The sequence below is a fragment of the Bradyrhizobium sp. USDA 4504 genome, from assembly GCF_054063995.1.
Genome location: NZ_JBSSGV010000001.1, coordinates 6,373,009 through 6,389,760 on the forward strand (window position 1 = coordinate 6,373,009; position 16,752 = coordinate 6,389,760).

14 protein-coding genes are annotated in these 16,752 nt (G+C 59.2%); 10 read left to right on the top strand and 4 right to left on the bottom strand.

Translation table 11 applies throughout. From position 1 onward, the window contains the following. The first annotated feature begins 1,121 nt into the window (after positions 1-1,121). The 4 genes from ACVMB1_RS30010 (at position 1,122) to ACVMB1_RS30025 (ending at position 5,716) form a co-directional block, all read left to right on the top strand. On the top strand, positions 1,122-2,843 hold the full coding sequence (locus ACVMB1_RS30010; protein ID WP_456849585.1) for an ATP-binding protein: 1,722 nt from the start codon (positions 1,122-1,124) through the stop codon (positions 2,841-2,843). A 201-nt stretch (positions 2,844-3,044) separates the two neighbouring features. Next, the gene (locus ACVMB1_RS30015) at positions 3,045-4,394 is read left to right on the top strand and encodes a nucleotide disphospho-sugar-binding domain-containing protein (protein ID WP_456849587.1); all 1,350 of its coding nucleotides are present in this window, start codon (positions 3,045-3,047) and stop codon (positions 4,392-4,394) included. A gap of 95 nt (positions 4,395-4,489) precedes the next feature. Beyond that, complete coding sequence (locus ACVMB1_RS30020) at positions 4,490-4,972, top strand: MFS transporter (protein ID WP_456849589.1); 483 nt, start codon at positions 4,490-4,492, stop codon at positions 4,970-4,972. A 3-nt stretch (positions 4,973-4,975) separates the two neighbouring features. Next, positions 4,976-5,716 (top strand): hypothetical protein, encoded by a 741-nt coding sequence (locus ACVMB1_RS30025; protein WP_456849591.1) that lies wholly within the window; start codon positions 4,976-4,978, stop codon positions 5,714-5,716. 123 nt (positions 5,717-5,839) lie between these two features. Here the strand turns inward: ACVMB1_RS30025 and ACVMB1_RS30030 are convergent, their stop codons facing one another. After that, positions 5,840-7,099 (bottom strand): tyrosine-type recombinase/integrase, encoded by a 1,260-nt coding sequence (locus ACVMB1_RS30030; RefSeq protein WP_456849593.1) that lies wholly within the window; start codon positions 7,097-7,099, stop codon positions 5,840-5,842. Positions 7,100-7,462: 363 nt separating this feature from the next. Here ACVMB1_RS30030 and ACVMB1_RS30035 point away from each other — a divergent pair, with 363 nt between their 5' ends. After that, a complete protein-coding gene (locus tag ACVMB1_RS30035) occupies positions 7,463-8,443 on the top strand; it encodes a tyrosine-type recombinase/integrase (RefSeq protein WP_456849595.1) in 981 nt (326 codons plus the stop codon). On the opposite strand, the gene ltrA is transcribed toward ACVMB1_RS30035, so the two are convergent. Continuing rightward, entirely contained in the window at positions 8,410-9,759 is a 1,350-nt protein-coding gene (gene ltrA, locus ACVMB1_RS30040) for a group II intron reverse transcriptase/maturase (protein ID WP_069280038.1), read from the bottom strand. The two genes, ACVMB1_RS30035 and ltrA, sit on opposite strands and share 34 nt — an antisense overlap. Positions 9,760-10,249: 490 nt before the next feature. Between ltrA and ACVMB1_RS30045 the strand changes: the two genes are divergently transcribed. From ACVMB1_RS30045 to ACVMB1_RS30065, 5 genes are all read left to right on the top strand, one after another. Continuing rightward, positions 10,250-10,615, top strand: coding sequence for a tyrosine-type recombinase/integrase (locus ACVMB1_RS30045; protein WP_456849597.1), 366 nt, complete (start codon positions 10,250-10,252; stop codon positions 10,613-10,615). Next, the gene (locus tag ACVMB1_RS30050) at positions 10,608-11,075 is read left to right on the top strand and encodes a hypothetical protein (protein ID WP_456849599.1); all 468 of its coding nucleotides are present in this window, start codon (positions 10,608-10,610) and stop codon (positions 11,073-11,075) included. Before ACVMB1_RS30045 ends, ACVMB1_RS30050 begins: the two co-directional genes overlap by 8 nt. 318 nt (positions 11,076-11,393) lie before the next feature. Next, on the top strand, positions 11,394-14,000 hold the full coding sequence (locus ACVMB1_RS30055; protein ID WP_456849601.1) for an AAA family ATPase: 2,607 nt from the start codon (positions 11,394-11,396) through the stop codon (positions 13,998-14,000). A 269-nt stretch (positions 14,001-14,269) separates the two neighbouring features. Continuing rightward, positions 14,270-14,578: a hypothetical protein gene (locus ACVMB1_RS30060; RefSeq protein WP_456849603.1), complete on the top strand. Its 309-nt coding sequence runs from the start codon at positions 14,270-14,272 to the stop codon at positions 14,576-14,578. A gap of 12 nt (positions 14,579-14,590) precedes the next feature. Further along, positions 14,591-15,022 (top strand): hypothetical protein, encoded by a 432-nt coding sequence (locus ACVMB1_RS30065; protein WP_456849605.1) that lies wholly within the window; start codon positions 14,591-14,593, stop codon positions 15,020-15,022. A 243-nt stretch (positions 15,023-15,265) separates the two neighbouring features. On the opposite strand, the gene ACVMB1_RS30070 is transcribed toward ACVMB1_RS30065, so the two are convergent. Both ACVMB1_RS30070 and ACVMB1_RS30075 read right to left on the bottom strand, forming a co-directional pair. Next, the gene (locus ACVMB1_RS30070; RefSeq protein ID WP_456849607.1) at positions 15,266-16,009 is read right to left on the bottom strand and encodes a hypothetical protein; all 744 of its coding nucleotides are present in this window, start codon (positions 16,007-16,009) and stop codon (positions 15,266-15,268) included. After that, positions 15,978-16,457, bottom strand: a complete 480-nt coding sequence (locus ACVMB1_RS30075; protein WP_456849609.1) for a Panacea domain-containing protein — start codon at positions 16,455-16,457, stop codon at positions 15,978-15,980. Before ACVMB1_RS30075 ends, ACVMB1_RS30070 begins: the two co-directional genes overlap by 32 nt. Positions 16,458-16,752 lie beyond the last annotated feature (295 nt).

Consider the following 16,752-nt stretch of genomic DNA (forward strand, 5'->3'; position numbering starts at 1 on the left):
CTGCCGGAACCGCCGACGTTTCGTGCCAATGACATGGACCGATCCTTGCCGCCGCGGTAAGGCGCAGGTTCCCATGACAATTGTAGCCTTAATCCCCATCATTGGAATAATTCAGAAGCATGCGCGCGAGATGGTCTCCCCCGAACTTGACCCCAAGGGAGACGCACCGATGGCAGTCGCAAAGCTCTTGTCCTACGTTAACCCGCGATCGCGAACAGAGCGGCCGCGACGAACCAATGGAGCTCCGTCCTATCATCTCCGCATTCATTCCGATGAGGAGTCTGACGCACGAGCGATCATCCGATCGCTCCCAGTTAAGTACAGACCGACGTTCTCGACCGCGGCACGCTGTATCGGAGCTCTCGGCGAGAGCCTGTTGGCAATCGCGGCGTGGCTGGTCGCAGAAATGCTTGCTGGATGCGCCGCTTATGCCCAGGCGATGCACGGAATACCTCCAGCAATGCATGACGAAGACGCAAACCTCTCCGCGCCAACCGGTCTTCCTGTGAAGCGGCAACGACCCACCCTGCACCTTATTTCGCACAACATCAGACTGGGTGACCCCGTCGTGCCGATGGAAGCTCAACCTGGCGCTGTCACCCAACGCGAAGCTCGATCAACGTATGTGGCCGGCGCTTGTTCGACCCAGCGCGAAGCTGCGCCATAAAGCGGTTCGAGCTATCAGAATTCTCGCCACGCCCCGCCCTATTACAGGCATCCTTGCTGCTGCGTACGTTTGATTGCGGGGCTGGGCTATTCGGATGCGTTTTCGTCGAGCTCAATCGCAACGCTCCGAGCAGGCTTCTTCGCGCGGTTCCGATCGCATTCGCGATCCGCCGGCCATGAATTTGGCGATAAGCGGCGCGGTCGCAATTTTGTAGTTGACGCCAGGATACAGCGTCGGCCTCCGTCTTCGAGATCGGGCATCGCCTAGATCAACTTGACCAAAAGGTGAACTGGATGGCGCAAGGAGTATGTCGAGGTATCACGCTCCTGCGAACGATTACCGCCCGAGCGGATAGCACATTGAGTGTTATGCGGGAGCTGCCTCAAAAGCAGGAGCAGGATGCACCTCCGCAAAGCTCGCAACACACCTAGTTACATCGCGAGGGGATATCCAGATGGACGGCAAGATCCTCTGCGTCACCTTGTTGATCGTCGTGGTGTTCCTGGTCCACCTCAGCATCCGCCTGAGGTCACGCGCGATCGCGCTACAGCGCAGCGCAAAGCTTGCACATGTGATCACCGATATATCCATGCGCTTTATCGGCGCGCGGTTGGAGAACATCGACAAGGAGATTGATCGCGCCGTGGCTGATCTGGCGGCCTGCATCGGATCAGATCGCGCCTATTTCGTAATGTCCGGTTCAACGCCGCGGCTCCATCTTTGGCACAGGTCGAGCTTGCCGCCTCCTCCCGGCTGGCCCGTTGCGGCCGTCGAACTGGCGACACAGGTAGAAACGTTCGCCGATGGTGCGATTCATGTTCCCCATGTCGGTCGAATGCCGGTCGGAGAAAGAAGGACTCGATGCCTTGAGTGGGGCCTCGGAGGATGGGCCTGTGCGAGGATTAGCGGCAAAGATGAAACTCGCCTCGTGCTCGGCTTTGATGCGGTCGGAAACAACTGCATGATCAGAACGCATGAAGAGCTTTCGCTCCTTCAGACGGCGCTCGATTGCATCGCCAGGGCCGTCGAGCGACACGAGACCGAAACGGCGCGCGCGCGCCTTGAGGAACGTCTGCAGAAGGCACGGCGCATGGAAAAGCTCGGTATCTTCGCGAACGGCTTAGCGCACAGTTTTAACAACATATTGGGGGGCATTCTCGGCCATTCCGAGATGATGGAAGAGCGTGCGGAACTGGACAACCGGTCCATGTGCAGTTTAGCCGCAATCCGCCGGGGCGCGGAGTGCGCACGGGACCTTGTGGACCAGATGGTAGCCTTCGCGTCTGGGCACGGCGTGCATCGCCAGCCATTAAAGGTCAGCGCCCTGATCGCTGAGACCGCATCGCTGCTTGGTGCCTCGTTACCAGAAAACATCGAATTCATCATCCGTGAAGCACCAGTTGCGACTATCGTGTTGGGTGAGAATGCTTCGTTACAGCAGGTCATTATCGACCTTTTTGATAACGCCGTACATGCCATACGTGACGGCGGACGCATCGAGATTGCGGCCGAACTACGCGATGTTCCAGATACTCTTGCGCTCAGCCATGATGAGCTCAGACCAGGTCAGTACGTCTGCATCACCGTGACCGACACCGGAGATGGCATGGATGAGGCGACGCAGGGACGAATTTTTCAACCCTTCTTCGCTAGCAGATCGTCCACCAATTCCCTCGGATTGGCGACCGCCCGTGAGATCATTTCTGATCACGGCGGGGCAGTGCACGTGCAGAGCGAGCCGAACAAGGGAAGCCGCTTCGAGATCTGGTTGCCGGAAGCCCCGTCGATGTCGGCCTCCCACGACGTCACGGTTCCCAAAACCGTGATCCTCGTAACCTCGGATCGCGAGCGCGTTCGGTGCGACGAGGAAATGCTCGCTGCACTTGGCTATGAACCCATAGGATTTACCAATCCGGACGCGGCGCTGGCAGCCTGTCGTGCCGACTCGAACCGATTCGATATGGCCGTGGTGGGCCACTTTGAGTCGACCGCACGCTCACTTGAACTTGCGACAGTCTTGCACGCGTCCGTCCCGCGACTTCCGATCGTGCTAGCCTCCTTAGCCGTCATCGGATTGAGTTCTGACAAACTGATGACTGCCGGAATTTCTAGCGTCGTGAGCTGGCCTATCATTCCGAGAGAGATCGCGGCCGCGCTAGTCCAAAGTACGGTATAGACGCACTCCGAGTGTCGAACCCGGCATTGAGCGAAGGCCGCCGTCTCGCCACGGTGACGTCACCACGCGTTGCGACTGCAATCATATTGTGCTCCGCGGAAATAAACGCGTAACGTCGATCTCGATAACGTCCCTCTGTTTGCCGAGCGGCCCCTCTCCCAGAGACGGTTGCTCCTATCGCCAAACCAGAGGACTCCCTGCATGAAAATTCTAATCCCTTCGACACCGGCGACCGGGCATCTCAATCCACTGCTGGCGATTGCGCGGATCCTTATCGGCGATGGTCACGAGGTTGCGTTCCTGACGGGCAGCGCTTTTCGCGAGCGGATCGAAAGTAGCGGAGCCGCATTCTTTGCCTTGCCACCGAGCGCAGATTTCGATCCGGGAGACATTTCCTCGGTAGTCCCAGGACTCAAAAATACCACGCCCGGACTTGGATGGATTCGGGCTGCCTTTGAGCACGTCTTCGTCGACGCGATCCCGGCGCAACACCACGGCCTGCAGCAGTCCCTGCGATCGTTTCCGGCCGACGTCATCGTCGGCGACGACATGTTCCTCGGCGCATTGCCGATGTTGCTGCAATTACGAAGGCAACGGAAGCCGATTGTTCTCTGCGGCACATCCGTTCTCCACTGGCCAAGGGAAGACGGGGCACCGAACTTTCTCGGTCTGCCGCCAGCAACGACCGCGGAGCAGCGCGCGAAGTACGGCGTTATCGCCCGAGAATTTGAGGTAGCGGTCGATCGGCCGGTGATTGATCGCGCGAATCACCTGCTGACAATTCTAGGTGCAAGCAGGATAGCAACTCCGCTGTTCGAAACTATCGTCAAGTTCGCAGATGCCTCTCTGCAATTGTCGATACCAAGCTTTGAGTTTCCACGCGAGATGCCTTCATCAGTGCATTTCGTCGGTACGCCTCCAATTATCCCCGGCCAGGTCCCGCTGCCTCCCTGGGCCGATGAACTCGATGGGTCGCGCAAAGTCGTGCTGGTGACGCAAGGCACCGTCGCAAATCACAATTTCGGTTTGCTTGTTGCTCCGACGCTCGCGGCCCTGGCCAATGAGCCCGACGTGCTGGTGGTCGCTACGGCCGGTGGCCGCCCGATCGAAGCGATCCCGGGTCGCATTCCGTCCAACGCCCGCGTCGCGAGCTTCTTGCCGTTCGAGTGGCTGTTGCCGCGGGTCAACGTACTTTTGACCAATGGAGGCTATGGCACCGTCAATCAGGCAATGAGCTTCGGCATTCCGCTGGTTACCGCGGGGCTGACGGAGGACAAGGCTGACGTCAACGCGCGCGTCGCGTGGTCAGGCGTCGGAATCGACCTCGCGACCAATGAGCCAACACCGGAAGCGTTGCGCAAGGCGGTGCGCACAGTGCTAGATCGGCCCAGCTATGGCCTCCGCGCCGCTGAATTGGCGCGCGAGTTCGCGAGGATAGACACCCGATCGGAGATCCTGCGAATCATCAATCAGGTTGTCACCGGCAAAGAACGCAAGCCCCGGGCTCGCGCGGTAGCGGACAGCCGCACCCGCCAGATCGCCAGCCAGTAAACCGAACCACCATCAGTTGCGAAAGGAAAGTCACCCTCTCCTTCGCACCTTGCTCTCTCGTCAGAATCGCAAGAAACCTTTCGAAGGTAGGCATCATGCAAATCCGGCAAACATCTTTTGCCTTCACCCTGCTGCCCGGCCTTCTCGCGGCCGTGCCGTATTCGGGCATCGACATCAATCTGCCGGCGCTCGCGGCGACCGGCGCCTCGCTCAGTAGGAGCGCCTCTGATGTCGGCCTGACAATGAGCGCTTTCATGTTTAGCCTTGCCGTTGCACCCCTCCTCTATGGTCCCATCTCCGACCGGCTTGGCCGAAAGCCAGTCATCGTATTCGGCCTCGCACTGTTCATTGCCGCGAGTTTAGCCTGCACGATTGCGCGGTCCTTACTTGAACTCCTGATTTATCGATTCACCCAAGGCGTCGGTGCCGCCAGCGCTGCGATGACTTTTGCCATTATTCGCGACCTCTTCGATGAGGCAGTCGCTCGCGCAAAGATCGGGAGCGTCATAGTCTCAACCAATGTTGTGACCATCATCTCGCCGACCGCGGGGGCCGCGCTGCTGTCGATCGGAAGTTGACGGTTGATTTACGCGATTCAAGCTGGGATCGGCACCGCGCTGCTGTTAGCTGTGTTTTATGGACTTGCCGAGAGCGTGAGGCTCGATCCGATGAAACACCCGGCTCCGGCCGCCGGAGTTCGATCCTTTCTTCGCGTTCTGACCCATCGCCTTTCGCTTGCGTACATCCTGGTCGGCGCCGCCGGTGGCGCCGCGGTATTTGCCTATGTCACTGGATGCTCGCTGTTCTTCATCGGCATCGTGAGGTCGACGGCAGGCCAGTACGGTCTGATCCTCAGCGCTTGTTCGGTAGCCGTGATGAGCGGAGCCCTTCTCGATGGCTATTTCGGCTTCTACGACGTTCCGGCGCGGCAGGTTCTGACGATAGGTCTCTCACTGCTCGTCGCGGCCTCCTCGACGCTACTCGCACTAACACTGACCGGGTGTACGCCCCCGGCGCTGATCGCAGTACTCTTGATGACTGTAGCGCTCGCCTTTGGCATGACCATGCCGAGCATATTGAACGCCACCTTACGGTCACTGCCCGATATCGCAGGAGCCGTCAGCGCCGTCGTCGGAAGCACACAGGTGATGGCCGGTGCAGTGTCCAGTGGGTTGGTAGCGATCCTGTTCGATGGGCGGTCGACGCTATCGATGGCGGCAGTTATATTCATGTTTGCCTTCATCGCGTATTGGCAGCTTGCTTATCCTATCGAGTGCCGCATCAGTTTCGCCGAAACCCACGAAACGCGTTCGAATCTCTGATCTGTTTCGCCGGGCTCTCGCCGCTCGCCACCGTTATCAGTTGAATATCCGAGCGGCGCATTGGGCGGCGGCCGTTTTGCGGATCGGCCAGACGAATATTTTGCACGACACTCGTTCGACGGGCTAGGATGCTGACAACGATCGGGATCGCGGGGACTTCGCGATCGACGGGACGGTTCCTAACCTGCGGAGGTCGTCCAGATAATCCGCGTACCACTGCATCATCGGGACGCGTTCCTCCCAATATTCGGCGCCGTTGTAGGCAGCGCGAACCTCGTCTTCCTCTTGGTGCGCTAGCTGACGCTCGATAGCATCGCTATCCCAACGGCGCTTGCCATCCGAACGGCGGCTTTCGTTCAGTAGTGTCGAAGCCGTCGAGCGAAAGCCATGCGCGGTCACTTGCGCTTTCGTATACCCAAGCCGGCGCAGCGCAGCGTTCAGGGTGCCGTCCGAAATTGGGCGATGCCACGAGCGGATTTGCGGAAATAAGTATCGTGACGTACCCGTCACTTCGCGAAGGTCATTGATGATCGCAATCGCCTGCCGGGACAGCGGAACCTTGTGCGGCCGCGGCATCTTCATTTTTTCCTTCGGAATGTTCCAGACCGCGCCCTGCAGATCGAATTCATTCCATTCCGCGTGCCGCAGTTCGCCCGGCCGAACGAACGTAAGGGCGATCAACTGCAACGCCGCTCGTGTTGTGATCTGACCGTCTATATCGTCGATCGCGCGGAGAAGCGCACCGACAGCCTTCGGCTCGGTGATGGCGGCCCGGTGATTAACTTTTGGAGCTATGAGGGCTCCCGCTAGATCAGCCGATGGGTCACGCTCGGCGCGATTGGTGCTGATCGCATACTTGAAAACACGACCGCTTATGCTGCGGGCGCGCCGGGCCGTATCATACCGCCCTCGCCTCTCGATCTTTCGAAGCACATCCAGCAATTCCGACGCCTTGATCTCGGCGATCGGTCGATCGCCCAAATCGGCGTTGATAAAGCCGAGAAGCCATTTTTTCTTTTCTATTGTCTTGGGGTCGTCGCCCTCGGCTTCGAATTTCACGATCAGTTCGTCGGCGACGACCCGGAAAGTATTGGCACGCGCGATGCGCGCGGCACTGCGATCCAACTTGCGCTGCTCGGACGGATCAATGCCCTTGGCCAGAAGCACCTTGTTCGCGTCCCGACCGGCGCGGGCGTCGGCGAGACTGACCGCCGGATAGGCGCCCAGAGCGATCAGTTTCTGCTTCCCGTCGAACCGATACGCCTGCCGCCAAAGCCGCGATCCGTTCTTTTCAACGAGCAAATGGAGCCCGCCACCGTCACTGATTTTGTAGGGCTTTTCGGCGGGTTTGGCGGAACGGCAGGCGGCATCCGAAAGTGGCATCGATTCGATCCCCGCGGTCAAATCTACCAACACGCGACCAACGAGATACCAACAGAGATACCAACAAAGTCGGCGACTGCTGGCGGAAGGTCGCGAATGTCAGCGAACGAGAAAGCGCTTAGATTCAAGCACTTCTAGCACATCGGCGAACAAAGGGGGAAGCTGGGGAACATGCTAATGGTGCCCAGGGGCGGGATCGAACCACCGACACTGCGATTTTCAGTCTCTGACGCTTCGCTTTCGTAAGTTTGCTCTAGATTGTTGCCCTTGAAAATCAATCAAGCTTCTCCCAACTCAGTTGCTAGAGTTTTCATTCATTCGCTTTTCCGGTTGCAATAGGGTTGCAAAAATCGAGTTGTCGGAATGAGTACCGCCTTGTCGTTATCCGAATTGCCCTCACCATCCAAACGTACCCCACCTGCACGTCTGAAGCTGACGGAGCAGCGTATCGCGAACCTCGCAGAGCCGCAGGCGGGTGTCGCCTATGTTTACGACACCGTCACACCTTCCCTCGCTGTTCGTGTTGCGTCGACCGGCCAACGCTCGTTCGTGGTCGTCAAAAAGATCAACGGCACAGCCCATCGGATTACGCTGGGTCGCTACCCCGGTCTTAGACTTGATGACGCGCGTCAAGCCGCGCGAACAATCGCCGGGGAAATCGCCAAAGGCGACGATCCGGTGGCTTTGCGGAAGGCCGCGCGCGCGCGAAAGACCAAATTGTCCGATCTGTGGCCCTCTTATCTCTCTCATTTGAAACAGCGCAATCGGACTTGGCGCCGAGACAAACAGCGCTGGGAGACCGAAGTGAGCCCGGCTCTTGGCAAGAAGGCCCTGGCGGAGATTTCCCGCAGCGATTGCCAGGGGCTGATTGATCGGATTGGGGCCGACCGCCCGATTGCTGCTAATCGCGTTGCCGCATTTTTGTCGGCCCTTCTAAACTTTGCCGTTCGATCAGATCGGCTGACCGTCAATCCGGCGAAGGGTCTGATCCGGTTCCAAGAAACATCGCGGTCCCGCGTTCTGAAATCCGATGAACTCGAAAACCTCATGAAGGCGATCGAGGCGGAGCGAGAGCCCTGGATCAGCGTATTCCTGATGTTGATGTTCACCGGCGCCCGCCGCGGCAGCGTCGTCAGCATGCGCTGGGAGGATATCGATCTTGGCGCTGCCATATGGACGATACCGGCAGAGGTCGCGAAGAACAAGACAGCCACCCCGATCCACCGGGTCACCGGAGGCGGTCGCCCGCCCCCGGTTCCCACAGAACGTGGCGTGCGGATTTCCCGCACCGACGCTCTTCGACAGTTGGTTCACAGCACTGCAAGCGCTTGCAGCTCCCGATAAGGGAGGCGCAGCTTAGGCTTCAGCAACGGTGTCCGTTCTTTGATTTGGTTGAAGGCGTCCCAAGTGAGGCGTCGGCCTGCCCAGCTGCGGCTGCGCAGCATTCCGCGCCAGTAACGCTCCACGGCCCGATAGACTTTTACGAGGCTCCGGAGATTTCCGGCGACGCCGTAATAGCCATAGTGGCCGCGCAGGACGAGGTTGATTTCATCGGCCTGGTCACTGATCTTGTAATGCCGTATTTGCCGCATCAGCTCCTGCAGAGACATAAGGCTGCGCTTTAGCCGAGATTTCTCGGTGCGCATCCCAACCTTGAAGTTGCCTTTTTGGTTTCGCGTGCAATAGAGCGTCAGCCCCAGAAAGTAGATTGTTTCCGGGCGGTTTCTGCCGCGTTTGCCCGCATGTCTTTGCGCGAACCGACCAAACTCGACCAACTTGGTCTTGGTCGGCTCTAGAGTGAGGCCGAACTTCCCCAACCGAAGACGCAAGGCCTCCTGTACGCGGGTGGCGTCCGATCGATATTGGAAGCAGATCACAAAGTCGTCGATATAGCGCACCAGTCGGGCTTCGCCCCGCAACCGACCCTTCACCACGCGTTCGAACCAGAGGTCGAGAACGTAATGAAGGTAGAGGTTGCTCAAAAGCACACTGATCGATCCGCCTTGTGGCGTTCCTTGTTCGCTCGGGTGCACCGCTCCGTCTTCCAGGATGCCCGCTTTCAACCAGCGCCGGATCAAGCTGATCAGGCGCGGATCACCGACTCGATGTTCGACAAACCGGAGGACCCGATCATGATCGAGACTCCCGAAGAAGTTCTTCAAATCCGCCTCCAACACCCAGCTGATCATGCCGCCGGCGATCACCTCATTGAGGGTCGCCAAGGCATGATGGGCGCTGAGCTTCGGCCTGCCGCCGAACGAGCAGGGTAAGAAGTCCTGCTCGTAAATAGCGGCCAGCACCTCAGCCGTGCTGCGCTGGAGCGCCCGGTCGGCGACAGTTGGAACCCCGAGGGGGCGCTTCTCCGTCTTACCGGGCTTGGGGATATAGACCCGCCGAATGTTCGGCGCCCGATATCCCTGGCGATGGATGGATTGGAGCATTGGCCCTATCCAGTCCTCGAAGCTCTCCTTCGCCGCCTCCACCGTCTGTCCGTCCACCCCGGCGGCGGAGCGCTTCGGAATCTGTAATAGATTCTTTTGCACTCGGTCGCGCGTGATGTGATGGGCCAACGAGGTGAAGCGAAGATTTGTCTCGCGCCGAGCTTTCACTGCTATTTGTTCAAGTTTCGTTTCCATGGTCAGCTGATCTTCTCTTTGCATAGAAGGCCGTAACTCCCGTTGAATGGAGCCCATGTCGCCCAAGAACAATTCAACTACCGCTGACCGCTTCCCCATGTGGCCGGCTCTCCCGTCCTCGGAGTACTATCGGTCAGTCTGACTTCCACCCGGTCGTCAGACCCTTCTCACCTCAGCGGCTTGGCAGGTCTTACAAGCTTGCGCTTGAACCGGATGGATCTCCCTTGTTCACGCTGCTTCCTTTGATTGCATGCTGGCGGTACGAACCCCGGGAGCACCTCTGACCGCTCGCGTTGTCGCGGCCTGCGGTTCCGCCTTCCCCTTTGAGAGACAGGGTCGGCTACTCCGATCACGTTCGATTTCGGGGCTATTTTCCCGTTCACTTCATTCCGGCCTACAACCTCCCTGTCTACGCTTCGCAACGGCCGTTACCGGACGCCACGCAAGACTCGGTTCGCGGCTGCTCGCTAGGCTTTGCCGCGGCCGTCATCTCAGACGGCAGACTTCAACGCGCTTGCAAGGCGCAACGCTCACAGAACCGGCCGTCAAGCTGCTTCAACAGCAGTTGGAGCGCTCAGCCGGCGAGCCGTGGGTGTTCCCGAGCGTTATCGGGGCCGGCCATCTTGTGGGCCTGCCAAAGGCGTGGGCGCGAGTGCTGCGTCGGGCAAAAATAAAAAATCTTCGTATTCATGACATCCGCCGCTCGGTCGGCACAGCAATGGCCAGAACAGGTGCAAGCCCGCACCTGATTGCGACCGGGCTCGGGCATCGGAGCATTGCCTCGGCACGGGCCTACGTTCGTCTGGCCGGCGAGGACGCGCGGCAGGCGCTGAGCGATGCGGTGGCGTCGCTTACCGCAGCGAGGCCGCGCGATGTATAAGTGGGAGGGTAATCTCCGCTGCGCATCTATTCCCAAAGAAATCACGGAAGATTTGCAGCAACGAACCACAGAGGTCCTCAAGCGCCATGGCTTGAGCGATCGTTCGGACATAGTTCAAGCACTGATAGACGAGGTCTCATGGGCCTTTGCGGGCGGCGAACACAAGCTGCGGGGGAGTGGTCGCGGGCGCCCGGTTGACGGACCTGAAAAGCTCTTGTCGGTTCTCGTTGCCAACGTTTTGAGTGAACATGGAATTCGCGGCAACTGGCTAGGTCTAGGTGACGAGCAGGAAGATGGCGTAATGGGCGTTGTTGCAGAGCTTGAAAGTGTCGCCCTAGCAGCTCTTCGCCAAGCACGAAAGAAGGACTGCAGCACAATGTCTCGCCCCGCCCGCGTCAGTGAGGCGCGCAAGATGTTGGGCAGGGTGCGCCGCAACGATCCTCCGCTTCAATCCAAATAATTAACGTAACAAGGACCGTTTCTCGATCTTGCTAGACGCATCGTGGAGGTAATCCACGATGGCAGATATCAGTTCTCACCAAAGCGCAAGCGTTAGAGTGCGCCCTAGATTGGCGCCTCGCTCGCTCGACGAAATTTATCGACTTCCTACTAATGCCCTCCTAACGCCCGCGGAAACGGCGCTCGTCACTCGGCTGACCGAAACGGCGCTATCCGTGAGGCGCTCGAAGGGCCAGTGGCCGCCCTTCATCAAGTTCGGGCGCTTGGTTCGCTACGGACTTGGCGATTTGCTGACGCCCCCGAATGGGGGGCATCAGCGATGAGCGATTACGCCGCATCCAAGAGCGCCACTGCGCGCCCCGGGGAAATTACCGCCACGGTAAACGGCTGCGAGGCAACCGCCCAGCCGACTTCCTCCCCTCCCATCGATCTGGGACGCCAGTTCCTTGAGCGCGTAGTAGTCTGGCCGGGGCCACAAGGCCCCGGCTGGATCAACTTGCATACGCATCTCAAGAACGACGACCCCAGCAAGAACGGAGGCAAAGACTGGGTGGTCGGCTGGCCCTTTAAGACGCTTGACGACTTCGTCTCCCGCGCCATCTGGATCGAGGGTGTCCCGCAGTTTTACGACGTGTGGTACTGCACCAGCCAGCAGAACGCGATGGCGCAGAACCAGCGTGGGAGCCTTAAGGCGGTGCGTAAGGCCGGCAACGCCACCTCGCTCAAGGCCGTCTGGATCGATTGCGACGTCAAGGTCAAGCCGGCGGATCACCCAGCCGGAGAGCCGTGGACGCACTACGAGACCGCCGACGTCGCGCTCAAGGCTATCCTCGCGTTCGCGCGGAAGGTGGGTTTGCCGGAGCCAAGCGCGATCGTAGACAGCGGCGGGGGCTTTCACGTCTACTGGATCAGCGACGTCGCGCTCGACCCCGCCACATGGCGGCCCTTCGCTGAGGGTCTCAAGCAGCTCCTGCTCGCCGAGAAGGTCCTCTGCGACACTGGTCTCACCACCGATAGCGTCCGCATTCTGCGAGTTCCGGGAACCAAAAATCATAAATACGATCCGCCTCGGCCAGTGAGATTAATCCACATGGGGCAGATGTATGACTTTCCATCGGTGCTTTCCGTCCTACTCGGCACAGCGCCGACCAAGTCTGCAGCGAAAACGCCCTCGCCTTCGCTAGTTTCAGCAATCGTACCTGGCTACGAGAGCGGCTTCGAGAATGGACCTGATCCCGCGTTCGCATCGCTGATTGTAGCCGACGATCTCGCTGCAGGCGTCGTACGACGTAGCAACACACTGCTCCACTCTGGACCAGTGTTCGAGAAGTGTGCCTTCATGCGCCACGCCAGGGATACAGGTGGCGGCAACTACGACAACCCGCTTTGGCATCTATCAGTGCTCTGCGCATCGTTCTTGGAGAACGGCAACGCCATTGCGCATGAGATTTCGAAGGGCCATCCCACCTACGCCCATGCCGAAACTCAAGAAATGTACGAGCGCAAGCTCGCCGAACGCGCCGAGCGCGGTATCGGCTGGCCCAGCTGCGCAACTATTCGCGGCGCGGGGTGCAAGTCGTGCGCCAGCTGCCCGTTCTTCGCTCAAGGCAAGTCACCACTCCACCTCACCGGCCCTGTTACCGCCACGGTAAATCCTGGCTCGACGACTAACTCGCCGGCAATCTGGTCGCCGGCGGACTTGAGGGTGACGTTCTCGAACGTCCGGCACCGTCGCACCTTGTACGGTTACGACTTGGTCCGTGGCGAACTCACTGTCCTTGGGTCACCGGGCGGCGTCGGCAAGTCGTCCCTCGCTATCGGCATGGCGGTGTCGATCGCCACAGGCAAGGAACTCCTGGAAGAGAAAATCCGTGGCAGCAACCTGAAGGTCCTGCTTATCAACGCCGAAGACAGCACGGATGAAATTCGGCGGCGCGTGTGGGCTGTTTGCCTGGCACACGGGGTCAGCGAACAGGAATTGGACCGTCTCTTCATCACCGGCGCCGATAACCCCAGTGTTCAAGGTCTCTCGCTGTTGCGCACCAACCTGAAGGGGCACTCCGAAGTCGACGCGGTCGGCCTCGCCACACTGCGGGAAGCGCTGCAGACATTGTCACCCGATGTCGTCGTGCTCGATCCTCTTGTTGCTCTGTGCGCGAGCGGCAACATGAACGACAATTCCAGCATGTCGCTTGTCATGCGGGCGCTCAAGCGCATAGCGGCGGAATTCGATTGTGCCGTGTTGATCGTCCACCACACCCGGAAGGGCGGCGACGCTGGCAGTGCTGACGCGATCAGCGGTGCCGCGTCCATCGTCAACTTGGCTCGCCGCGCCATCATGCCGGTGACGCCGACCGAAAAAGAAGCAGTGAGCCTCGGCATCCTGGTATCCGAGCGCCTCCGTTACTTCCGACTCGTCGATGCGAAGTCCAACCTCGCCCCCCGCGTCGCCGATGCACCGTTCTACCACCTGCATAGCGTGGAACTGCCCAACCCTGAGCCTCCGACGTACCCTCTTGGCGACAGCGTACAGGCCGTCACGCGAGTACACCTTCCTCCTCAGGCCACCGCGCCCGTCGATGGCGAGAAGATACGGCAGGCCATCCTCGACCTTGTCCGCCGCGGGAAACAAATCGACGGACAATATTGGCCCTATAGCCCCAGCGCCGCCGGCGCCGACAACGCCCGATCACTCCTCGACGACGCTGTCGGTGCAGCCGCGAGCGCTACGGCGCCCCACCAATGGGCTCCGGTCGATCTGGCAGCGGTCGTCAAGAACATGGTCAAGATGCTTCGGAAGGACGGCACGCTCGTATCTCGCGATATCGAAAATGGACCATTTCGCAGAAGGCAGGGTCTTCAGGTCAACCCGTTACCTGCCGGTCAAGGAGGCTCCGATGCAGCCGACGACGAAGTCGCTACCTAGCGCGGGGGGGCAATTGGTCAATTCCTGGTCAATTGATTGGCCAATTCCCCGCGGCAGTGGTGGTGGTCAATGGGCCCCCCTTAGGGGGCCATTGACCGCCTACCGCCCTCACCACGCGCATTGGCCGCGCTCTCTGCCGACGAAGATCGCAAGGTCGCTCCCTGCCGTCGTCGGCTACGCCGTACTGGCGCTCGCCGAGGGCATTACCCGCCCGAAGCGTCACAAATTGACCGCCGCGAAGCCGCGGACCGTATCAGTTGGAGGTGCCAATGTCCTTCCTTGAACAGATGCAAAAAGCCAGCAAGCAGCTCGATGCTTCGCCGCCCGACCCTTGGCGGAAGACCATTGCCAAGGCCGTCGACAACGTGGAGGCCATGAGCACTGCTGCGCTTCTTGACGTCGTCGGAGCTCGCCCCACGACCAGCAACGCCCGGCGCCTGGCCGCAATCATGCGTGATCTAAATTTCATCCCGATCCAATCGCGCCGCCTGATGCCAGGCGGATTTCGAGACACGGTGACAAGGGGATGGGCAAAGCCGGTTCGAGGCAGCGGCCTTCTCAGGCCGAAAGACGAGTAAGAAGGTGGCAACGTGGCGCATTCAGGCAATGAAGCTCCAATATTCGAGGGATCACTCGAAGAACGAGAGTTGATCGGGCTGCCATCAAACTACCTGCCCCAGGCTCCGGGTGTGCTCTTCGCTGGCCGGAAAATGCTGCGCTACGCAGGTTGCGTGGCGGGTAGGTGCTGCCCCTCCGGTTGGGAAAGGGTTGAACGAGGGTATTTCATCAAGTACCTCGGCGACTACCGTTTGATGGTCTCGCAGTTTGGCAGAGTCCGCGATCGTCGATTTGCTGTCGAGCGCATGGACTTCGTCACCGATGAGCAGCAAGCCCTGACCTTCGCATTTCAGCATGTGCCAGTTTGGGCCCACACACGGCGCGAAGCGATGTTCTTGGCTGAGCACTACATCAGGCCGGCTGCCCTTCACCTTGTCGGATGCTGCTGGACGAAGGTGCGCTAACTGTACTCAGGAGAGCGTTGTCCCCGCCGTGGTCCGGGCTGTGTATCGGTCCCGCAATCGCGCGACCAATCGAAAGGATACAAGGCCGTTGGGTCCAGCGGCCAGGCATTGGGGAGGCTTTGGCGCGTACTCCTATTCCTTGCGCGTGCCGGATACAGGCAGATGCCCTTGCCGGCGGGATTGGGGGGCGTACCAGAAACTCTGCGCGGTAACGTTGGATTCGTCGCGTTGTGCGACGTAGCCCTATGCAAGGCCGTCAATGGTTGCTTCGAGAAGTTCACCCAGGTCTGTGATGACGCCGAGGCGAGCGAACTCGTAGGCCTTTTGCAGGTGGCCGTCTGAAATAGATAGATGCACAGCTGCATCGAAGTACTTCAAGTTCTGTACCTTTAAAGTGGCGAGCATCTCGCTTTGTTGCTCCGGCGAGAGGTGCGGGCAACCTGTGATGACCTTTTCAAACGTCACCGACAGTTTAGTGATGGCGCACTGCGCAATGTAGGTCGCCCTCACTTGGTAATTATGCTTCTTGGAGGGCTGAATGTTATGCATGGGATCGAGCAGGACAACGTTGAAAATCTGCTCATCATCAAAAAAGCCGACGACCCGACCTCTGCCAGTAGAAATCGAGAACTGCATAAATTCGAGTTCTTCAGTGGCGTATTCAGCTATCCAGTCAATGTCGTCCTTTGAAATTGGGATGTTCTTAGCATGCCAATCGATCGGATGGCACCGCAACGACGATCCGTACGAACCGGCAAGCGAGTCCTCAACATGAAGCGAAGATACTTCAGTGAATCGCGTCAGGACCGATGCAAACCACGATTTGTCGCACTGGTCGATCCCGAAGTATTCGATTTGCCTCCAGTATCGGAAGGAAAACTTCCACTTCTTCTTCGGCGGAATATTACCTGCTAGCGGACGTGGAGCTTTCGCCGGGACGTAGCCCGGGACAGGCCTAAGCGGTCTGTTGTTGAAGGCGGCCGGCATAGTATCTCTGCATAGTTTCGTTGCGGATCACAGTTTCGCAACGAGCACTTGGAGATACTCCAGCACGGGCCTCGATCCACGGCTCTTCTCGGTGCGTCATTTCTTCAAGTTGGTCGCCGGAAAGCGGTGCATAGACCTCGAGCACCGAGTTGATGAAAGCCCGATCAGCCTCGGCCAATCCCATCGGGTCAAAGCCGGCTCGCACATCGGTGAGCCCAACCGCAGAGTACATCGCCTTCGTTTGAACGAAACGATCGTAAACGGCACGATTTACGGGCCCATGCACCCACGCTTGAAAACTGTGTTGAGGAAAGAGCGGACCACGACCAAAAGCCAGGCTCCAAGCCTGGCAATAGTAGAGCAGCTTGTGAAGTTTCAGGACGTTCAGATAACCGCCGTCCTCGGTGAACCTCACAATGATGTAGTCGCAAGCATCCTGGATGTTCATGTTGAACCCTTTGAACCAGGATAGCACATCACGACTCGTCGGTCACGGACTCTAAAGTCGTGATTTGTCAAGATGTTCCGCGGCCGTGCAGGAAAGTATTGGCGAGGTGATTCGCGTCGCGTCCCGAACCGCTTGCCGTCCGCGCGGCTCGGTTAACTATTTGTTGTTTCCTGCGCTTCCGAGCTCCGACGACTACCGACCTAGGTCGCCACCGAAGCAGACGGCCCTTACTTTGACGCCAGTTCCGTGGCGTTGGCCTTCTGGCACCATTGAAGGAGCCGGTAACCGGTCTTGC

Bases quoted from the DNA above. Each gene is read 5' to 3' on its own strand.
- ACVMB1_RS30055 (WP_456849601.1), top strand. From the start codon at position 11,394: ATGAGCGATTACGCCGCATCCAAGAGCGCCACTGCGCGCCCCGGGGAA.
- ACVMB1_RS30075 (WP_456849609.1), bottom strand. From the start codon at position 16,457: ATGAACATCCAGGATGCTTGCGACTACATCATTGTGAGGTTCACCGAG.
- ACVMB1_RS30060 (WP_456849603.1), top strand. From the start codon at position 14,270: ATGTCCTTCCTTGAACAGATGCAAAAAGCCAGCAAGCAGCTCGATGCT.
- ACVMB1_RS30015 (WP_456849587.1), top strand. From the start codon at position 3,045: ATGAAAATTCTAATCCCTTCGACACCGGCGACCGGGCATCTCAATCCA.
- ACVMB1_RS30035 (WP_456849595.1), top strand. From the start codon at position 7,463: ATGAGTACCGCCTTGTCGTTATCCGAATTGCCCTCACCATCCAAACGT.
- ACVMB1_RS30070 (WP_456849607.1), bottom strand. From the start codon at position 16,009: ATGCCGGCCGCCTTCAACAACAGACCGCTTAGGCCTGTCCCGGGCTAC.
- ltrA (WP_069280038.1), bottom strand. From the start codon at position 9,759: ATGCAAAGAGAAGATCAGCTGACCATGGAAACGAAACTTGAACAAATA.
- ACVMB1_RS30020 (WP_456849589.1), top strand. From the start codon at position 4,490: ATGCAAATCCGGCAAACATCTTTTGCCTTCACCCTGCTGCCCGGCCTT.
- ACVMB1_RS30050 (WP_456849599.1), top strand. From the start codon at position 10,608: ATGTATAAGTGGGAGGGTAATCTCCGCTGCGCATCTATTCCCAAAGAA.
- ACVMB1_RS30010 (WP_456849585.1), top strand. From the start codon at position 1,122: ATGGACGGCAAGATCCTCTGCGTCACCTTGTTGATCGTCGTGGTGTTC.
- ACVMB1_RS30030 (WP_456849593.1), bottom strand. From the start codon at position 7,099: ATGCCACTTTCGGATGCCGCCTGCCGTTCCGCCAAACCCGCCGAAAAG.